Here is a 17,710-nt window from a genome sequence, read left to right as displayed (position 1 = left end):
ATCCCATGACGACGAACGCATCCGACGAGTGGAAGCGCTGGCACGACCGGCGCGTCGCGACGGTGTCGGCGCCCTACGGACCGCTCGCGCTGACGGGTACGCACTGGCTGGAGGACCATCCGGACGGCCGCCTGCCGGACGTCCCGGGGCGGTGGGCGGCCGACGGCGACGCGGTGGTGCTGACGGCCGCCCGGGCGGACGGACTCACCGTGGACGGCCGGCCCCTCGACGGCCGGGCACGGCTCACGGCCGATCGGGGACCGGCGGACGGGGCCAGGGTGGCGTACGGCGAGCGGCGCCTGGTGGTCCTGGTCCGCGAGGGCGTCTGGGGAGTGCGCGACTTCGACCCGGCGGCCGAGGCGAGGCGGGATTTCCGCGGCATCGAGGCCACGCCCCACGACCCGCGCTGGTCGGTGCCGGGGCGCTTCACGCCGTACGAGGCCGGGCGGCGCAGCGTGCGCGTGCCGAACGCCGACGGCAGGGAGCGCGGCCTCGGCCTCGGCGGCGAGCTGGCGTTCACCCTCCCGCTCTCGGCCTCCCCCGACCGTGGGGACCCCCGGGCCGGGCGGGAGCTGACGCTCCAGGTGACCGTCGAGGAGGACGGTTCGCTGTGGGCCGTCTTCGCCGACTCCACCAGCGGGAAGAGCAGTTACCGTTTCAGGTTCCTGCGCCCGCCCGCGCCCGACGCCGAGGGCCGTACGACGGTCGACTTCAACCGCGCGCTGCTGCCGCCGTGCGCGTTCGCCGACCACTTCATCTGCCCCTTCCCGCCGCCGGGGAACACGCTGGACGCCGGGATCGAGGCAGGTGAGCGCCAACTGCTCTGAGGCCGGGGGGAGGTGTCGCACGGGTCGTTCAAAGGGCGACGGCCGAAAGGCACTCTTGCGCCGACCGGCCGTTCGGCCGAATACTCCCTCCACAGCGCTTGTCAGGGGCACGACGCTTTCTGGAATCCGGACGTCCGTGCCCCCGGCTGCGCCTCACGGGCCCACCAACCCCACGAATGGGCCCCCGACTTCCCCTGTGGAGGAACGAAAAGTGAGGATCAAGCGCACCACCCCCCGCAGCGGCATCACGAGACGGACCCGGCTGATCGCCGTATCCACCGGACTCGTGGCCGCGGCCGCGATCGCGGTCCCCAGCGCGAACGCGTCGGACACGCCCACCACCTTCAGCAGCGCCGAACTCAAGAGCGCCAGCGGCTCGGTGCTGAAGGCCGACGTGCCGGGCACCGCCTGGGCCGTCGACAGCAAGACCGGCCGGGTGCTCGTCACCGTCGACAGCACGGTCTCCCAGGCCGAGATCGCGAAGATCAAGAAGCAGGCCGGTGACAACGCCGGCGCGCTCACCATCAAGCGCACACCCGGCACGTTCAACAAGCTGATCCAGGGCGGCGACGCCATCTACGCGAGCAGCTGGCGCTGCTCCCTCGGCTTCAACGTCCGCGCGAGCAACGGCACCGAATACTTCCTGACCGCCGGTCACTGCACCGACGGGGCGGGCACCTGGTACTCCAACTCCGGGCGCACCACCGTCCTCGGCTCGACCGCCGGATCCAGCTTCCCGGGCAACGACTACGGCATCGTGCGGTACACCAACACGTCCGTCAGCAAGCCCGGTACCGCCAACGGCGTGGACATCACCCGCGCGGCCACCCCGAGCGTGGGGACCACCGTCATACGCGACGGCTCCACCACCGGCACGCACAGCGGCCGGGTCACCGCCCTCAACGCCACCGTCAACTACGGCGGCGGCGACATCGTCTCCGGCCTGATCCAGACCACGGTCTGCGCCGAGCCCGGCGACTCCGGCGGTCCGCTCTACGGCAGCAACGGCACCGCGTACGGTCTGACCTCCGGCGGCAGCGGCAACTGCTCCTCCGGCGGCACGACCTTCTTCCAGCCCGTCACGGAGGCCCTGAGCGCCTACGGCGTCAGCGTCTACTAGGCCGTCCTCCGAGCGGGACCCACCGGACGCAGCCAGCGGCACGACGAGCCCCCGCACGGCAACTGCCGTGCGGGGGCTCCCCCTTGCCCGCGTGCCGGAGTTACCGTCTGAAGAGCGCACAAAGAGCACCCGATGCGCCCACTTCGGACCCTGGGGGCCGTGATGGTCGAGGAGCTGGTGGTGGCGGGAGCGGCGCTCGCGTCCGCCGGAGCGGTCTACGTGATGGCGGCGGCGCGGGTCGTCAAGCAGTACGAACGAGGCGTGGTGTTCCGGCTCGGCAAGCTCCGCTCCGAGGTGCGCGGGCCGGGGTTCACCATGGTCGTTCCGCTCGTGGACCGGCTGCACAAGGTCAACCTGCAGATCGTCACGATGCCGGTGCCCGCGCAGGAGGGCATCACCCGGGACAACGTGACCGTACGGGTCGACGCCGTCGTCTACTTCAAGGTCGTGGACGCGGCGGAGGCCGTGGTGCAGGTCGAGGACTACAAGTTCGCCGTCTCCCAGATGGCGCAGACCTCGCTGCGTTCCATCATCGGCAAGAGCGACCTGGACGACCTGCTGTCCAACCGGGAGAAGCTCAACCAGGGCCTGGAGCTGATGATCGACAGCCCGGCCGTCGGCTGGGGCGTGCAGATCGACCGGGTCGAGATCAAGGACGTGTCGCTGCCCGAGACCATGAAGCGGTCGATGGCCCGGCAGGCCGAGGCCGACCGGGAGCGTCGGGCCCGGGTCATCAACGCCGACGCCGAGCTCCAGGCGTCGAGGAAGCTGGCCGAGGCGGCGAAGGAGATGTCCGAGCAGCCGGCCGCGCTGCAACTGCGGCTGCTCCAGACGGTCGTCGCGGTCGCGGCCGAGAAGAACTCCACTCTGGTGCTGCCCTTCCCGGTGGAGCTGCTGCGGTTCCTGGAGAAGGCGCAACAGCAGATGCCCGCTCCTGCTGCCGCGCCGCCGCGGACGGAGCAACTGCCGCCCGCCGAGGCGGATCCGGACGCCGAGGCGCCGGACGGCGTGACGCAAGGGGCGAATTCAGGACAGGACTAGACCTCACTGTCCGGTGAAGGGTTACTCGCTCGTAGTGTTTGCAGTGCGAACCGGCCTGCGTCGGGCATGAACGGTGAAGACCGTGTGGGTGCGTTGAAGTTGTCGTGCGCACGTCCTGAAGTCGACCTTGTGTGCGCCCTGTGGGGTTCGGAAGAGTGGGCGCTCGTCAACCAGCCTTCCGGCCCGTGAGGTCCCCACAATCTCCGGGCCGACCCCCCACAGGAGGACGTGAGTTGAAGCACCGACGCATACCCAAGCGGCGGGCAGCCGCGGCAGGTGCGGGCATCGCCGCACTGGTCGTCGCGGGAGTCACCTTCCAGAGTGCGAACGCCAGCGAGCCCGTGAAGGCCTCCGCGCCGAAGACCCTGTCGGTCACGGCGGCCGGAAAGCTCGCTTCCACGCTGCTCGGCGACCTCGGCGCCGACGCGGCGGGCACGTACTACGACGCGAAGGCCGAGAGCCTCGTGGTCAACGTGCTCGACGAGGCCGCCGCGCAGACCGTCGAGGAGGCCGGCGCCAAGGCGAGAGTCGTCGAGAACTCGCTCGCCGAGCTGAAGAGCGCGCGCAGCACCCTCAAGCAGGACGCGACCATCCCCGGCACCTCCTGGGTGACCGACCCCACCACCAACAAGGTCGTCGTCACCGCCGACCGCACGGTCTCCGGGGCCGAGTGGGCCAAGCTGACGAAGGTGGTCGACGGCCTCGGCGCCAAGGCGGAACTCAAGCGCACCGAGGGCCAGTACAAGCCCTTCGTCGCCGGCGGCGACGCCATCACGGGCAACGGCGGACGCTGCTCGCTCGGCTTCAACGTGACCAAGGGCGGCGAGCCGTACTTCCTCACCGCCGGGCACTGCACCGAGGGCATCTCGACCTGGTCGGACTCCTCCGGCAACGTGATCGGCCAGAACGAGGCGTCCAGCTTCCCGGGTGACGACTACGGCCTGGTCAAGTACACCGCCGAGGTGGCCCACCCGAGCGAGGTGAACCTCTACAACGGCTCCACGCAGACCATCTCGGGCGCCGCGGAGGCCACCGTCGGCATGGGGGTCACCCGCAGCGGCTCCACGACCCAGGTGCACTCCGGCACGGTCACCGGCCTCGACGCCACCGTGAACTACGGCAACGGCGACATCGTCAACGGCCTGATCCAGACCGACGTCTGCGCCGAGCCCGGTGACAGCGGCGGCTCGCTGTTCTCCGGCAGCAGCGCGGTCGGCCTCACCTCCGGCGGCAGCGGCGACTGCACCTCGGGCGGGGAGACGTTCTTCCAGCCGGTGACGGAGGCCCTGTCGGCGACCGGTACGCAGATCGGCTGAGCACGCGCCGTCCGTGAAGTCCCGCCCCGCGCGCGAGGGGCGGGACTTCCGCGTGTGCACGGACGGGTCAGGTGACCTGGGTGGGCAGCTCCGCCTCGTGCCGCTTGCGGCGCATCGCCGCCGCCAGCATGGTGATCACCACCCCCGCGAGCGCCCACGCCGACAGCACCAGGAGCGAGCCGGTCGTGGCGCGGCCGTCGAAGTACGCGATCGAGCGCGCCGCCCACGTCCCCGCGCCCGGCGGGAGCGCCGGTCCGATCGCCTGCCAGAACGGCGGCAGCATCGGCAGCGGGAATGCGCCGCCCGCGCTCGGGTTGCCCGCGATCACCACCAGCAGGATCGCCAGCCCGATGCCGATGATCCCGAAGACGCCCTGGAGCGCGAGTGTGGCGGCGCCGACGGCGAAGGTGGTCAGGGCGCCGAGTCCCCACAGGGCCGCCACACCGCCGGGCAGGGCGCCCAGGGCCGGACCGGTGATCACCGCTCCGCCGAGCCCGCCGACGATCGAGACCAGCGCCATCACGATCAGCCGGATCGCCGCGCGGCGCGGGTCGGCGGGCCGGGCCCCGGTGCTGATCGCCAGGATCGAGGCGCACAGGTAGCCGCCGACGCACCAGCCCACGACCAGGTAGAAGGACGACAGCCCGTCGAAGTCCTGCGCGGACGCCGGGGCCACGTCGACGGTCCGCACCGTGCGCTCCCCGGCCTGCTCCAGCCGGGCGACGATGCCCTCCAGGGTGGTGGCGAGGACGGTGCCGCCGCCGGAGGCGACGAGCAGCGTGTCGGTGCTGCCGGCCGGGTCCACGATCAGGGCGCCGTCGATGTCCCGGTCCGCGATCTGCTCGCGGGCTCTCGCCTCGCCGGCCACCGGGCGCGGATCCAGGGGTGAGCCGGGCAGCCGCTCCAGCCGGGCCACCGCCTGCCCGGCCGCGGCCGGGGGCGCGACGACGCCGAAAGGAACGTCCCTCGGTTCAGGGTCGTGCAGCGCCCCCACGTAGGAGGCGATGAACAGCAGCTGGAGCGCGAGCACACCGAGCACGAGCAGCGTCGCCCGCGGGGTGACGGCGTCCTTCACCTCGTCGGGGAAGGAGCCGCGCCGGGCGTCGCTGCCGGTGTTCTGTGGCATGTCCCCACGGTCCGGGGCGCCGGGTGTTTGCGCAGGTGGGAGGGGGCCGAACGGATGTCGCACATGCTTTCGAAAATTGGTCTATGGTGGGGGTGAGGTTGTTGGGAACAGACGTTCGATATGACGTCGGAGCTCGCCAGTGCGGGAGGTGCGTGTGCCGGGTTTCACGCATCTGCACACCGTCTCCGGGTTCTCCCTGCGATACGGGGCCTCCCACCCGGAGCGGCTGGCCGAGCGCGCCCTGGAACGCGGCATGGACGCCCTCGCCCTCACCGACCGCGACACCCTCGCGGGCACGGTCCGCTTCGCCAAGGCGTGCGCGAAGGCGGGCGTCCGTCCGCTGTTCGGCGCGGAGCTGGCGGTGTCGGCCCCCGAGCCCGGGGCCGACCGCACGGAGACCTCCGTGCGCCGGGACCGGCGCCGCGCTCCCGTGCGCGGAGGCGCCTTCGTCGACGAGTCGGCCCCCCGTGTGACCTTCCTCGCCCGGGACGGCGCCCGCGGCTGGGCCGACCTGTGCCGGCTCGTGTCGGCCGCCCACACCGCCGAGGGCCCCCCGCTGCTGTCCTGGGCCGCCAACCACGCCGACGGCCTGACCGTCCTGCTCGGCCCCGACTCCGACGTCGGCCGCGCCCTCGCCGCCGGCCGCCCCGACCGCGCGGTCCGGCTCCTCGCCCCCTGGCGGGAGGTGTACGGCGACGCCCTGCGCCTGGAGGCCGTCTGGCACGGCCGCAAGGGCACCGGCCCCGGCTCCCTGCGCCTGGCCGCCCGTACCGTCGGCTTCGCCGCCGAGCAGGGTGTCCGCCCCGTGCTCTCCAACGCCGTCCGGTACGCCGACCACGGCCTGGGCCCGGTCGCCGACGTGCTGGACGCGGCACGCCGCCTGGTGCCGATCGACCCGGCCAAGGAACTGGACTCCGGCGAGGCCTGGCTCAAGGACGCGGGCGCCATGCGGCAGGTCGCCGAGCGGGTGGTCGAGGCCGCGGGCTTCCGGCGCGAGGCCGCCCACCGCCTGCTGGAACAGACCCAGGAGACGGCCGCCGCATGCCTGGTCGACCCCGACGACGACCTCGGCATGGGCGCCGTCCACTTCCCCGAGCCGCACCTCGTCGGCGCCGGCCGCCGCACCGCCCAGCGCGCGCTCGCCTCCCGGGCGGCGGCCGGGATGGTGCTGCGCGGCTACGACCGGCGGCGCGCGTACTGGGAGCGGATGCACCACGAGCTGGACATCATCGCCCACCACGGCTTCGCCTCCTACTTCCTGACCGTCGCCCAAGTGGTGGACGACGTACGGCACATGGGCATCCGGGTCGCCGCGCGTGGCTCCGGCGCGGGCTCGCTCGTCAACCACCTCCTCGGCATCGCGCACGCCGACCCGGTCGAGCACGGGCTGCTGATGGAACGCTTCCTGTCCAAGGAGCGGGTCGTGCTGCCCGACATCGACATCGACGTGGAGTCCGCGCGCCGCCTGGAGGTCTACCGCGCGATCATCGACCGGTTCGGCACCGAGCGGGTCGCGACGGTCGCGATGCCGGAGACGTACCGGGTGCGCCACGCCATCCGCGACGTCGGTGCCGCGCTGTCCATGGACCCGGCCGAGATCGACCGCGTCGCCAAGTCCTTCCCGCACATCCGCGCCCGCGACGCCCGCGCGGCGCTGGAGGAACTGCCCGAACTCAAGGCGCTGGCAGGGGAGAAGGAGCGGTACGGACGGCTGTGGGAGCTGGTCGAGGCCCTCGACGCCCTCCCGCGCGGAGTCGCCATGCACCCCTGCGGCGTCCTGCTCTCCGACGCCTCCCTGCTGTCCCGTACGCCGGTCATGCCGACCAGCGGCGAGGGCTTCCCCATGGCGCAGTTCGACAAGGACGACGTCGAGGACCTCGGGCTGCTCAAGCTGGACGTGCTGGGCGTGCGGATGCAGTCGGCGATGGCGCACGCGGTCGCCGAGGTGGAGCGGGCGACGGGGGAGCGGGTCGACGTGGACGCGGTGCCGGACGGCGATCCGGCGACGTACCGGCTCATCCGCTCCACCGAGACGCTGGGCTGCTTCCAGATCGAGTCACCGGGGCAGCGGGACCTGGTCGGGCGGCTCCAGCCGGCCACGTTCCACGATCTCGTCGTCGACATCTCCCTCTTCCGACCGGGTCCGGTCGCCGCCGACATGGTGCGGCCGTTCATCGAGGCGCGGCACGGGCGGGCGCCGGTGCGCTATCCGCACCCGGACCTGGCGGAGCCGTTGAAGGGCACGTACGGCGTCGTGGTCTTCCACGAGCAGATCATCGACATCGTGGACATCATGACCGGCTGCGGGCGCGGCGAGGCCGACCGGGTGCGGCGCGGGCTGTCGGACCCGGAGTCGCAGGGGCGGATCAAGGTCTGGTTCGCGCAGCACGCGGCGGCGAACGGATACGACGCGGAAACGATTCAGCGGACCTGGGAGATCGTCGAGGCGTTCGGCTCCTACGGCTTCTGCAAGGCGCACGCGGTCGCCTTCGCCGTCCCCACGTACCAGTCCGCCTGGCTGAAGGCCCATCACCCGGCCGCTTTCTACGCCGGGTTGCTCACGCACGACCCCGGCATGTACCCGAAGCGGCTGCTGCTGGCGGACGCGCGGCGGCGCGGGGTGCCGATCCTGCCGCTGGACGTGAACAAGTCGGGGGCCGCACACAGGATCGAACTGGTGTCTGAATCGCGTGGGGCGAAGGTCTGGGGACTCCGCCTCGCCCTCTCCGACGTGCACGGCATCAGCGAGGCCGAGGCCGCGCGGATCGCCGAGGGTCAGCCGTACGCCTCCCTGCTCGACTTCTGGGAACGGGCCCGGCCCAGCCGCCCGCTCGCCGGCCGGCTCGCCCAGGTCGGCGCGCTGGACGCGTTCGGCGCCAACCGCCGCGACCTGCAACTCCATCTGACCGAGCTGCACCGCGGCGCCCGGGGCGGACGCGGCGACCAGCTCCCCCTGGCCGGCGGGCGGAGGACGGCCCCGGCCGGACTGCCCGACCTCACCTCGGCGGAGAAGCTCAGCGCCGAACTGGGCGTGCTGTCCATGGACGCCTCGCGCAACCTGATGGACGACCACCGCACCTTCCTCGACGAGCTGGGCGTGATGCCGGCCAGGCGGCTGCGTGATGCGCGGCACGGGGAGACGGTGCTGGTCGCGGGCGCCAAGGCGGCCACCCAGACCCCGCCGATCCGGTCCGGCAGGAGGGTCATCTTCTCCACGCTGGACGACGGCACCGGCCTGGTCGACCTCGCCTTCTTCGACGACTCCCACGACGCCTGCGCCCACACCGTCTTCCACTCCTGGCTGCTGCTGGTGCGCGGCGTGGTGCAGCGCCGCGGCCCGCGCAGCCTCAGCGTGGTGGGCGCCGCCGCCTGGAACCTCGCCGACCTGCTGGAAGTACGCCGGGAAGAGGGGCTGGAGGGCGTCGCGGCCAGGCTGGCCGAGGCGCCCGGCACCGGGGCGGCACCCGACGACGCAGAGGGCCCGGCCCGGCGACGGCTCGCCGGTTCGGACGGGCGGCCCGCGCCAGCGGGTTCCGCGGCCCGGGACCCGATGGAGCAGCGCAGGATCCGCCTGCCCACGGGGTACGAGATGCACCCCTGGGCCGATCTGCGCCCCGCGGGCGAAGGGCCCGCGGTCGGAAGGAAGTTGTGGCACCAGAGTCCGGGGAGTGCGGGATGACCATCCTCTGTGTACGTTTCCAGCTGCCGCCGATGTACGAGGCGGCCCTGCCCCAGCTGCTCGGGCTGCTGGAGGAGTTCACGCCGGTCGTCGAGGCGCTGCCGCCGGACGGTGCGCTGGCCGATCTGCGGGGCGCCGAGCGGTACTTCGGGCGCAGCGCCGTGGAGCTGGCGTCGGTGATCCGCGTCCGGGCCCTCGCGCTGCACGGCGTCGACTGCGTGATCGGTGCCGGACCGGGCCCGATGCTGGCCCGCATGGCGCTGCGGGACGCCCGGCCGGGGGTGACCTGTGCGGTGTCCGAGGGCACGGCAGATGAGTTCCTCGCCGGAAAGCCCGTCGCCGCGCTCCCCGGCGTCGGTCCCGCGACCGCCCGCACCCTGTGCGAGTACGGCCTGGACACCCTCGGCCGGGTCGCCACCGCGCCGCTGTCCACGCTCCAGCGCCTGGTCGGCGCGAAGACCGGGCGCGACCTGCACGAGAAGGCGCAGGGCATCGACCGCGGCCGGGTGGTCCCGAACGGCGTCTCCCGGTCGCTGGCGACCGAGCGCCCCTTCACCCGGGACGAACTGGACCCCGACCGGCACCGCCGCGCCCTGCTGTCGGCCGCCGAGGACCTGGGCGCCCGGCTGCGCGCCGTGGACAAGGTCTGCCGCACCCTCACCCTCACCGTGCGCTACGCCGACCGGTCCGCCACGACCCGCAGCCGCACCCTGGGGGAGCCGACGGCGCACTCCGCCGCGCTGACGCGGACCGCCTACGGCATGTACGAGGCGCTCGGCCTGCAGCGCGCCCGGGTCCGCTCGCTGGCCCTGCGCGTCGAGGGCCTGGTTCCCGCCGAGCAGGCCTCCCACCAGCTCACCTTCGACCCGGTGGACGAGAAGGTCCGCCGGATCGAGGAGGCCGCCGACCGCGCGCGGGCGAAGTTCGGACCGAGGGCGGTGATGCCGGGGTCGCTGGCGGCATGACGCCCCGCGGGTCAGTTGGCCCACGGGGGCGCGAGCCGCGTCCCGTCGGCGAGCTCCGCCTCCAGGCCCACGGAGGTGGTGACCCAGGAGGTCGCGAGCCGGTCGGTGGGGTTCTCCACGGCGAGCGTGGAGCCGCGGTTGATGATCACGGTGTCGCCCGCGGTGACGCGCTCGGTGCGGCCGTCGAGGGTGATCAGGAGTTCTCCGGTGAGCAGGTGGAAGATCTCCTCCCGGTTGACGGTGTGGGCGGGCGCCCGGGTCCCCGCGGGGATCTCGCCCCGCCAGGCGCACAGCTCCCTGCTGCCGGTGAGCGGCGTGGCGTACGAGACGAAGCGGGCGCCGTGGATCTCGTGGGTGACGGCTTCGGACGAGCGGACGACGGGCATGGCGGACCTCCATAGGCCAAGCAGCTTGACTATCTGAACATGGTCAAGCAGCTTGACCAATCGGTCAAGGGTGTTTGAATGCGGGCGTGCAGAACTCCGAGGCCCTGACCCTGACCGCCGCCCTGCTCGCCGCCGCGGGCGACCTGACCCAGCGCATCAACGAGGGTGTCGTCGCCCGCGGTTTCGAGGGGCGCCCCGCCTACGGATTCGCCTTCACCCGGCTCGCCCCGGACGGCGCGACGGTCACCGACCTCGCCGTGCACCTCGGGGTGACCAAGCAGGCGGCGAGCCAGCTCGTCGACGAGCTGGCCCGCAAGGGGTACGTCGAGCGCCGGCCCCATCCGGACGACGCGCGCGCCCGGCTCGTCGTCCTGACCGAGCGGGGATGGGCCTGCACCCGGGCGGCGGAGGAGGCCGCCGCGGAGGCCGTGCGGGCCTGGGCCGACCTGATCGGCGAGGGCGAAGTGCGCGTCCTGCGCAAGCGGTTGCTGCGGATCGCGCCGGGCGGCCCGATCAGGCCCGCCTGGTGAGCCGGGGGCCGTCCGGCCTGAGCCGCCGGACGGCCCCCGGCTGTCCGGGTCAGCGGCCGTGCCGGCCGCCGCCCAGCGCCCGCCGGCGGACCGACGCGAACAGCACCGCCGCGCCCAGCGCCAGGGCGGCGGCGCCCCCGACGGCGAGATACGGCGTACTGCTGTCGCCGCCGGTCTCGGCGAGGTTCCCGGTGGTGGCGCCGGCGGCCTTGACCTGGTTCGGCTCACCGGCCGCGGCGGCCTCCGTCGCCTCGTCCGACTCCGCCGACTCCGCCGGATCAGTCGGATCCGTCGTCGTGGCGGCGTCCTGGTCGCCGTGGCCTCGGTGCTCGATCGTCGACTTGTCGGCCGCCGCGGCGATCTGCTCCTCGGAGGGAGCCGAGGCCGTCGGCGCCGGGGCGGCACCTCCCGCCGCCTCTTCGCCGGAACCGGAGCCACCGCTGCCGCCGCCGAAGGAGACGTCCGAGCAGGAGTAGAACGCCTCCGGGCTGTCCGAGCGCTGCCAGACCGCGTACAGCAGGTGCTTGCCGGAGCGCTCGGGCAGGGTGCCGGAGAAGGTGTAGAAGCCCCCCGAGGCGACCGGGTCGGTGACCGTCGCCACCGGGGCGGACAGGTCCAGGTCGCCCCAGCCCAGCGGCTTCGACGGGTCGTAACCGGGCTTGGTGATGTACACCTTGAAGGTGCCCTTGTGCGGGGCGGTCACGCGGTACTTGAAGGTGTACGAGCCGCTGCTCACGCCGGTCGCCGGCCAGTCGGCGCGAGCCAGGTCCATCCCCTTGAACTGCGGGTCGTTCGCGCTGCACAGCTTGCCGTCCGGGATCAGCTCCTGGTGCTTGCCGGCGGCGTTGCCGATGCGGATGCCGTTCCAGTCGTACAGCGCCTGCGTGCCGCCCGCCGCGACCGCCGCCTTGCACGCGGCCGACCGGGGGCTCTCGGGCCCCTCGGCGTAACACTGCGAGACCCGGCTGACCGGGTCGCCCATCGAGCCGTGCGCGGACGCGGGCGCGGCCGTCAGCGCGCTCAGGGCGAGAGGGACGGCACCGACGACGGCGACGGCGGCGACCCTGCGGGATGCGGGCATGGGGAACTCCTCGAAACGGTCACTGGGAACGGGGGCCGGAACCCGTGGGGTTGATCAGCAAGCTAGCCCCAGGAGACCGCGAAATCGCCTGCTGGAGGCGGGTGATGGAGATCCTTATGGTCGCGTTAAGGGAGTGCTCAGGCTGCGCTCAGGTAGCTACCGTTCCCCGCATGACGAACGAGGAGATCAGGCCGGCCGCCGCCGCCGACGTGCCCGCGGTGAAAGCCGTCACCGACGCGGCCTACCACCACTACGTCGAGCGCATCGGCGTGGTGCCGGCACCCATGGAGGCGGACCACGCCGCGAACGTGGCCGAGGGCAAGGTGTACGTCACCGGTGACCCCGTGGTGGGCCTCGTCGTGGTCGAGGCGTTCGCGGACCACCTCTTCCTCGACAGCATCGCCGTCCGCCCCGACGCGCACGGCACGGGCGTGGGGCGGCGGCTGCTGGGATTCGTGGACGCGCACGCGCGTGCGCTGGGACTGCCCGAGGTCAGGCTCTACACGAACGCCATGATGTGGGAGAACCAGGAGATCTATCCGAAGTACGGGTACGAGGTCGTGGAGCGCCGCGTGGACGGGCCCTACGACCGCATCCACTACCGCAAGAAGCTGCTCCGACGTGTCTCGTGAACGGACCGGCTCAGCCCTCCGGCCACCAGGTGCGTGCGATGTCCTTGCGGACCTCCGGCCGCCCGGAGGGGCGCTCGTCGGCCTCCTCCCGGACCCGGCGGGCGTCCGTCTTCTTCAGGGGCTTCTGCACGGTCACACGGCGCATGGCTGCCTCCTCACGGATCCACCGGGTTCCGTGTTCTCACGGAGGTAGACCCTTTTCGCGAGAGTTCCTCATCGGCACAGGTCTGTCAGTGGCGGCCGTCACGATTCGACTGTCAGTGGCGGCTGTCACCCTTGGGGCATGACGAACGACAGTGACGGGACGACTCCGCCCGGTGTCGACTGGGACGCGCAGGCCGCCGTCTTCGACGACGAGCCCGACCACGGCCTGCGCGACGCCGGCGTCCGCCGTGCCTGGGCCCGCCGGCTGAGCTCCTGGCTGCCCGCACGGCCGGGCGACGTCCTCGACGCCGGCTGCGGCACCGGCAGCCTGTCGCTGCTCGCCGCCGAACAGGGACACCGCGTCACCGGCGTGGACCGGTCCCCGGCCATGGTGGAGCGGGCCAGGGCCAAACTGGCCGGACGTGACGCCGTGTTCCTGACCGGTGACGCCGCGGCACCGCCGGTGGGGCAGCAACGCTTCGACGCCGTCCTGGTCCGGCACGTGCTGTGGACGCTGCCCGACCCCGGCCGGGCGCTGCGGCACTGGCGGGAGCTGCTGCGCCCGGGAGGGAGGCTGGTCCTGGTCGAGGGCGTGTGGGGGACCGTCGCCCCGGTCGGCATACCCGCCGACCGGCTCACCGCCCTCCTCACGCCGCTCGCCGGACGGGTGCGCGTGGAGCGGCTGTCGGACGATGCGTCGCTGTGGGGGAGAGAGGTCGACGACGAGCGGTACGCGGTGGTCGCGGAGCCGGCCTGACCCGGCACTCCTACGCCAGCAGCGCCGCGAAGCCGTCCCCGCGGGCCAGCCGCTCCAGCTCGTCCAGCGCGGCCACGGCTGCGGCAGCGGCCCCGGGGTCCCGTTCCGCGAGCCCGCTCTCGGCGAACTCGTCCTCGTCCAGCCGCCGTACATCCGTGCCGTCCGCGGAGCGCCACAGGTCCAGGTCGAGGTCCTCCACGACCAGCTCCGCACCGGTGCGCACGGCCGGGCGGGTGACGTCGCAGTACCAGCCCTTCAGCGCGCCCGAACCGGCGCGGACCTCCTTGACGGAGTACCAGCGGTCGCGCCAGTAGTACTCGGTGAAGACGTCACCGGCCTCGAAACGCACGAAGCCGAAGTCCCGGACGCCCTCACCGGCCCAGGGGGCACGGACGGCGATCCGGGTGCCGTCGTCGTGCAGGAGCGCGCTCTCGTAGCGGATCTTCGTACGGCCCGCCTTGACCAGGACGACCTCCACCCGGGCCTGCCGTTCAGCCGAGTTCGCGGACATACCGCACCTCCGTTCCGCAGATCTCGTACCCGAGCCGCTTGTTGATCGCGAGCATCGGTGCGTTCCCGGTGTCGTTGCCCGTGAAGGCCTCCATGTACCCGGCGGCGCGGGCCCGGTGCAGGGAGGCCGTCTTGACGAGCCTGGCAAGACCCCGGCCGCGGTAGGCGCGGGCGGTGCCGGTCATGGCGGTGGAGTAGCGTTCGCGGCCGTCGGTGAAGGCGGAGCTGAAGGCCACGGGACGGCCGTCGACGACCGCGACCGTGGTCAGGTCGTGGTTCAGCAGCGGATGCCGCCAGGTCTCGGCGAGCCACGCCTCGTAGTCGGTGAACTCCGTCTCGACGTCGCCGGGTTCGTCCGCCATCGTCTCGGCGTCCAGCCTGAACAACGGGCGCGGATCGTCCGCGTAGTCGGCCGCGGTGCGCAGCTCCACGCCGGCGGGCGGGGACGGCAGCGGCGGGAGCGTGCCGTTCGCCAGGTCCAGCCGGAGGAAGTGGGCGGAGCGCCGCCGCTCGTAGCCGCGCCCCTCGGCGAAGGCACGGTTGGCGGGCTCGTCCAGCACCCAGGCGAACAGCTTCGTCGCCCCCTCGGCGGCCAGGTACTCCTCGGCCGTCCGCACCAGGAGCCCGCCGGCGCCGCGCCGGACCCTGTCCGGGTGGACGTAGATGTTGAGGTACGCCTGGCCGGGCTCCGGGCTGTCGTGGACCAGCCCGACCTGGGCCGTGCCGATCGTCTCCCCGTCCTCCTCCGCGACGAAGGAGCGGCTCCGGACCTCCGGATGGGTGTGGACCAGGTGGTGGACGACGGCGGCCGGAGTCCACAGGATGAACGGCAGGGCGAGATGACGGACATGGGCGAACGCCTCGACATCGGCCGGGACGTCGGGACGCAGGTCGCGTACAAGGACGGTCATGGGGGCGCACGCTACGGCGGCCGGCGCCCCGGTGCCTCCCATTTTCCGCCGGGTGCGCGACAATCGCCGCGTGACCTTGCAGATCCACATCGACGACGGTGCCCCGCCCTACGAGCAGGTGCGCGCGCAGATCTCCGAGCAGGCGCGGTCGGGGGCGCTGCCGGTCGGGTACCGGCTGCCGACCGTGCGCGGTCTGGCCGAGTCCCTGGGGCTCGCCGCGAACACGGTCGCCAAGGCGTACCGCGCCCTGGAGGCGGACGGAGTGATCGAGACGCGCGGGCGCAACGGGACGTTCGTCGCGGCCGCGGGCTCGGCCGCCGAGCGGGAGTCGGCGTCGGCCGCGCAGGTCTATGCCGAGCGGGCTCGGCGGCTCGGACTCACGGAAGGTGACGCGTTGGCCGCCGTTCGGGATGCCCTGCGGGCGGCCTACGGGGACTGAGCGCGCTTTCGGACAGGGGCGGCACCTGTCGGCGGTTGCGTCGTGGCCGGCGTCCGGGTGACCGTCAGGCCCGCCGTCCGCGCCGCTCGGGCGAAGACCTCCGCGTCCCCCACCGCCGCCGCGTTCGGGTCGTTGTTGAAGTACGCGTACACGTCGTGCTCGTCCGCCCAGGTCGTCGCGACACGGTCGACCCACGTCCGCAGGGACCGGCTGCCGTAGTGCGGCCAGGCGGCGGCGCGCCCCTGGTGGAAACGGACGTAGCCCCAGTCGGTGGTGCGCCACAGGGGCGTGACCGGGCGGGCCAGGACGTCGGCCCAGCACAGCGCCGCGCCCCGGGACGTGAGGACCTCCCGCACCTCGGGGGTCCACCAGGACTCGTGCCGGGGTTCCACCGCGATCCGCGTGCCCGGCGGAAAACACGCCAGGCAGGCGTCCAGCAGCCCGGGGTCGGCCCGCAGGGTCGGCGGCAGCTGCAGCAGGACGGGACCGAGGCGGTCGCCCAGGCCCGCAGCGTGGCTCATCAGGCGGTGCACCGGCTCCTCGGGGTCCCGCAGACGCTTGATGTGGGTGAGGTAGCGGCTCGCCTTGACCGCGACCACGAAATCCGCGGGCACCCGTTCCCGCCATGCCTCGAAGGTCTCCCGCGTCGGCAGCCGGTAGAACGCGTTGTTGATCTCGACCGTCGCGAAGCCGGCCGCGTACCGCTCCAGCCACAGCCGGACGGGCAGGCCGGGCGGGTACAGGACGTCCCGCCAGTCCCGGTACTGCCAGCCCGACGTGCCGACGAACAGGGTCATACCCCCATCAAAGCAGCTACAGGTAGAGTCCCGCCTCCGCCCCGTCCCGGGGTTCCGGCAGCGCGGTCGGCGAGGTGCCCCGGCGCAGCGCGTACAGCTCCGCCAGCGTCGCGCCCTCGCGGCCGACGCCCTCCTCGGTGCCCAGCCAGGTCACCGCCTCCCGCCGGGTCAGCGGACCGACCTCGATGCGGGCCAGGCAGCGGCCGGGGCGGACGACGGCGGGGTGCAGCCGTTCCAGGTCCTCGTTGGTGGTCACGCCCACCAGGACGTTGCGGCCCTGGCCCAGCAGGCCGTCCGTCAGGTTCAGCAACCGCGACAGCGCCTGCCCGGCCGTGTGCTTGGCCTCCCCGCGGATCAGCTCGTCGCAGTCCTCCAGGAGCAGCAGGCGCCAGCGGCCCTTGCCCGCCGCGTCCTCCTCGCCGATGGCGATGTCCATCAGATAGCCGACGTCGGAGAAGAGCCGCTCCGGGTCCAGCACGCAGTCCACCTGGCACCAGTCCCGCCAGGACCGGGCGAGTGTCCGCAGCGCCGAGGTCTTGCCGGTGCCCGGCGGGCCGTGCAGGAGCAGCAGGCGGCCCGCGATGTCCTCGGGGGTCGTCTTCATCAGGCGGTCCATGGCCTGAGCCACCGGAGCGGTGTAGTTGGCCCGGACCTCGTCCCAGGTGCCCGCGGAGATCTGCCGGGTGGTGCGGTGCGGGCCGCGCCGCGGGGAGACGTACCAGAAGCCCATCGTCACGTTCTCCGGCTGCGGTTCGGGCTCGTCCGCCGCGCCGTCCGTCGCGTCGCCGAGCACCTTCTCGGCCAGCTCGGCGCTGGTCGCCGTGACCGTCACGTCGGCGCCGCGGTTCCAGCGCGAGATCAGCAGCGTCCAGCCGTCGCCCTCCGCGAGGGTGGCGCTGCGGTCGGCGTCGCGGGCGGCCCGCAGCACGCGCGCTCCGGGCGGCAGGAGCGTCGCCCCGGACCGTACGCGGTCGATGTTCGCCGCGTGCGCGTACGGCTGCTCGCCCGTCGCGAAACGGCCGAGGAACAGCGCGTCGACGACATCGGAGGGGGAGTCGCTGTCGTCGACGTTGAGCCGGATCGGCAGGGCGTCGTGTGGGTTCGCGGACATGCCGCCATGATCCGGCACAGGACCGCCGCGTGCACCCGGTTTCCCGGGCACGCGACACCTGCGGTACCGGCCACCGACCCCCGCGGTAGCCTCCGCAGGACACCGGGCCGCGCGTGCGCGCCCACCGCCCCGGAACGGCCCTTCCCCGCGCGCCATCCGGGCCCGCGGCCTTCACCGGGCCGCCCCACCGGACCACGGCACCGACCCGCCTCGCCCCCACAGCGTCGCCGCGGCGCGGCACCGGCCCGGGTCCGGTTGTTCCCGCCGTGTCGGGGTGTGTGGGAGGGCCGCCGGCCCGGTCGCCTCTGTCGTGCCGGGGCGTGGTGCCGGCTCGGCTT

Annotated in this window: 18 protein-coding genes; 10 read left to right on the top strand and 8 right to left on the bottom strand. The window is 73.2% G+C overall.

Going from position 1 to position 17,710, the window contains the following annotated elements:
- The first annotated feature begins 5 nt into the window (after nt 1-5).
- From IE260_RS25030 to IE260_RS25015, 4 genes are all read left to right on the top strand, one after another.
- The gene (locus tag IE260_RS25030; RefSeq protein WP_189875604.1) at nt 6-827 is read left to right on the top strand and encodes a DUF1684 domain-containing protein; all 822 of its coding nucleotides are present in this window, start codon (nt 6-8) and stop codon (nt 825-827) included.
- A 211-nt stretch (nt 828-1,038) separates the two neighbouring features.
- Nucleotides 1,039-1,947: a S1 family peptidase gene (locus IE260_RS25025; protein WP_189875602.1), complete on the top strand. Its 909-nt coding sequence runs from the start codon at nt 1,039-1,041 to the stop codon at nt 1,945-1,947.
- Between the two features lie 162 nt (nt 1,948-2,109).
- Nucleotides 2,110-2,988, top strand: a complete 879-nt coding sequence (locus tag IE260_RS25020; RefSeq protein ID WP_189875708.1) for a slipin family protein — start codon at nt 2,110-2,112, stop codon at nt 2,986-2,988.
- Nucleotides 2,989-3,221: 233 nt separating this feature from the next.
- Nucleotides 3,222-4,304, top strand: coding sequence for a S1 family peptidase (locus IE260_RS25015; protein ID WP_189875600.1), 1,083 nt, complete (start codon nt 3,222-3,224; stop codon nt 4,302-4,304).
- A gap of 67 nt (nt 4,305-4,371) precedes the next feature.
- Here the strand turns inward: IE260_RS25015 and IE260_RS25010 are convergent, their stop codons facing one another.
- Nucleotides 4,372-5,430 carry an ABC-2 transporter permease gene (locus tag IE260_RS25010; protein WP_189875598.1) on the bottom strand — a complete coding sequence of 353 codons (1,059 nt, stop codon included), beginning with the start codon at nt 5,428-5,430 and terminating at the stop codon, nt 4,372-4,374.
- Nucleotides 5,431-5,584: 154 nt separating this feature from the next.
- Here IE260_RS25010 and IE260_RS25005 point away from each other — a divergent pair, with 154 nt between their 5' ends.
- Together IE260_RS25005 and IE260_RS25000 are read left to right on the top strand one after the other, a co-directional pair.
- The gene (locus tag IE260_RS25005) at nt 5,585-9,109 is read left to right on the top strand and encodes a DNA polymerase III subunit alpha (protein ID WP_189875596.1); all 3,525 of its coding nucleotides are present in this window, start codon (nt 5,585-5,587) and stop codon (nt 9,107-9,109) included.
- Nucleotides 9,106-10,074 carry a DNA polymerase Y family protein gene (locus IE260_RS25000; RefSeq protein ID WP_189875594.1) on the top strand — a complete coding sequence of 323 codons (969 nt, stop codon included), beginning with the start codon at nt 9,106-9,108 and terminating at the stop codon, nt 10,072-10,074. Before IE260_RS25005 ends, IE260_RS25000 begins: the two co-directional genes overlap by 4 nt.
- An 11-nt stretch (nt 10,075-10,085) precedes the next feature.
- Here IE260_RS25000 and IE260_RS24995 read toward each other — a convergent pair whose 3' ends face one another.
- Nucleotides 10,086-10,460: a cupin domain-containing protein gene (locus IE260_RS24995; RefSeq protein ID WP_189875593.1), complete on the bottom strand. Its 375-nt coding sequence runs from the start codon at nt 10,458-10,460 to the stop codon at nt 10,086-10,088.
- A gap of 86 nt (nt 10,461-10,546) precedes the next feature.
- Here IE260_RS24995 and IE260_RS24990 point away from each other — a divergent pair, with 86 nt between their 5' ends.
- Nucleotides 10,547-10,990 (top strand): MarR family winged helix-turn-helix transcriptional regulator, encoded by a 444-nt coding sequence (locus tag IE260_RS24990; RefSeq protein ID WP_189875591.1) that lies wholly within the window; start codon nt 10,547-10,549, stop codon nt 10,988-10,990.
- 49 nt (nt 10,991-11,039) lie between these two features.
- On the opposite strand, the gene IE260_RS24985 is transcribed toward IE260_RS24990, so the two are convergent.
- Nucleotides 11,040-12,071, bottom strand: coding sequence for a lytic polysaccharide monooxygenase auxiliary activity family 9 protein (locus IE260_RS24985; RefSeq protein WP_189875589.1), 1,032 nt, complete (start codon nt 12,069-12,071; stop codon nt 11,040-11,042).
- A gap of 170 nt (nt 12,072-12,241) precedes the next feature.
- Between IE260_RS24985 and IE260_RS24980 the strand changes: the two genes are divergently transcribed.
- On the top strand, nt 12,242-12,703 hold the full coding sequence (locus tag IE260_RS24980) for a GNAT family N-acetyltransferase (RefSeq protein ID WP_189875587.1): 462 nt from the start codon (nt 12,242-12,244) through the stop codon (nt 12,701-12,703).
- 10 nt (nt 12,704-12,713) lie between these two features.
- Here IE260_RS24980 and IE260_RS42650 read toward each other — a convergent pair whose 3' ends face one another.
- Complete coding sequence (locus IE260_RS42650) at nt 12,714-12,848, bottom strand: hypothetical protein (RefSeq protein WP_268254939.1); 135 nt, start codon at nt 12,846-12,848, stop codon at nt 12,714-12,716.
- 138 nt (nt 12,849-12,986) lie between these two features.
- Between IE260_RS42650 and IE260_RS24975 the strand changes: the two genes are divergently transcribed.
- On the top strand, nt 12,987-13,604 hold the full coding sequence (locus tag IE260_RS24975) for a class I SAM-dependent methyltransferase (protein ID WP_189875585.1): 618 nt from the start codon (nt 12,987-12,989) through the stop codon (nt 13,602-13,604).
- A 10-nt stretch (nt 13,605-13,614) separates the two neighbouring features.
- On the opposite strand, the gene IE260_RS24970 is transcribed toward IE260_RS24975, so the two are convergent.
- Entirely contained in the window at nt 13,615-14,115 is a 501-nt protein-coding gene (locus IE260_RS24970) for a ribonuclease FAU-1 family protein (protein WP_189875583.1), read from the bottom strand.
- Nucleotides 14,096-15,025 carry a GNAT family N-acetyltransferase gene (locus IE260_RS24965; RefSeq protein ID WP_189875581.1) on the bottom strand — a complete coding sequence of 310 codons (930 nt, stop codon included), beginning with the start codon at nt 15,023-15,025 and terminating at the stop codon, nt 14,096-14,098. Before IE260_RS24965 ends, IE260_RS24970 begins: the two co-directional genes overlap by 20 nt.
- Nucleotides 15,026-15,095: 70 nt before the next feature.
- Between IE260_RS24965 and IE260_RS24960 the strand changes: the two genes are divergently transcribed.
- Nucleotides 15,096-15,464: a GntR family transcriptional regulator gene (locus IE260_RS24960; protein ID WP_189875580.1), complete on the top strand. Its 369-nt coding sequence runs from the start codon at nt 15,096-15,098 to the stop codon at nt 15,462-15,464.
- Here IE260_RS24960 and IE260_RS24955 read toward each other — a convergent pair.
- Together IE260_RS24955 and IE260_RS24950 are read right to left on the bottom strand one after the other, a co-directional pair.
- Nucleotides 15,452-16,261: a DUF72 domain-containing protein gene (locus tag IE260_RS24955; protein ID WP_189875578.1), complete on the bottom strand. Its 810-nt coding sequence runs from the start codon at nt 16,259-16,261 to the stop codon at nt 15,452-15,454. The genes IE260_RS24960 and IE260_RS24955 overlap by 13 nt on opposite strands.
- Nucleotides 16,262-16,277: 16 nt before the next feature.
- Nucleotides 16,278-17,372: a DUF5925 domain-containing protein gene (locus IE260_RS24950; RefSeq protein WP_189875576.1), complete on the bottom strand. Its 1,095-nt coding sequence runs from the start codon at nt 17,370-17,372 to the stop codon at nt 16,278-16,280.
- Nucleotides 17,373-17,710: the final 338 nt, after the last annotated feature.

The organism is Streptomyces viridiviolaceus (assembly GCF_014650995.1).
GTDB classification, from domain to species: Bacteria; Actinomycetota; Actinomycetes; order Streptomycetales; family Streptomycetaceae; genus Streptomyces; species Streptomyces viridiviolaceus.
This window is presented reverse-complemented; position numbering and strand designations above follow the sequence as displayed.

What these genes read in the sequence shown, in the direction of transcription:
- IE260_RS25030 (WP_189875604.1), top strand. Translation starts at nt 6, where the DNA reads ATGACGACGAACGCATCCGACGAGTGGAAGCGCTGGCACGACCGGCGC.
- IE260_RS25010 (WP_189875598.1), bottom strand. Translation starts at nt 5,430, where the DNA reads ATGCCACAGAACACCGGCAGCGACGCCCGGCGCGGCTCCTTCCCCGAC.
- IE260_RS24970 (WP_189875583.1), bottom strand. Translation starts at nt 14,115, where the DNA reads ATGTCCGCGAACTCGGCTGAACGGCAGGCCCGGGTGGAGGTCGTCCTG.
- IE260_RS25020 (WP_189875708.1), top strand. Translation starts at nt 2,110, where the DNA reads ATGGTCGAGGAGCTGGTGGTGGCGGGAGCGGCGCTCGCGTCCGCCGGA.
- IE260_RS24975 (WP_189875585.1), top strand. Translation starts at nt 12,987, where the DNA reads ATGACGAACGACAGTGACGGGACGACTCCGCCCGGTGTCGACTGGGAC.
- IE260_RS24950 (WP_189875576.1), bottom strand. Translation starts at nt 17,372, where the DNA reads ATGTCCGCGAACCCACACGACGCCCTGCCGATCCGGCTCAACGTCGAC.
- IE260_RS24980 (WP_189875587.1), top strand. Translation starts at nt 12,242, where the DNA reads ATGACGAACGAGGAGATCAGGCCGGCCGCCGCCGCCGACGTGCCCGCG.
- IE260_RS24955 (WP_189875578.1), bottom strand. Translation starts at nt 16,261, where the DNA reads ATGACCCTGTTCGTCGGCACGTCGGGCTGGCAGTACCGGGACTGGCGG.
- IE260_RS42650 (WP_268254939.1), bottom strand. Translation starts at nt 12,848, where the DNA reads ATGCGCCGTGTGACCGTGCAGAAGCCCCTGAAGAAGACGGACGCCCGC.
- IE260_RS25000 (WP_189875594.1), top strand. Translation starts at nt 9,106, where the DNA reads ATGACCATCCTCTGTGTACGTTTCCAGCTGCCGCCGATGTACGAGGCG.
- IE260_RS24965 (WP_189875581.1), bottom strand. Translation starts at nt 15,025, where the DNA reads ATGACCGTCCTTGTACGCGACCTGCGTCCCGACGTCCCGGCCGATGTC.
- IE260_RS24985 (WP_189875589.1), bottom strand. Translation starts at nt 12,071, where the DNA reads ATGCCCGCATCCCGCAGGGTCGCCGCCGTCGCCGTCGTCGGTGCCGTC.
- IE260_RS24995 (WP_189875593.1), bottom strand. Translation starts at nt 10,460, where the DNA reads ATGCCCGTCGTCCGCTCGTCCGAAGCCGTCACCCACGAGATCCACGGC.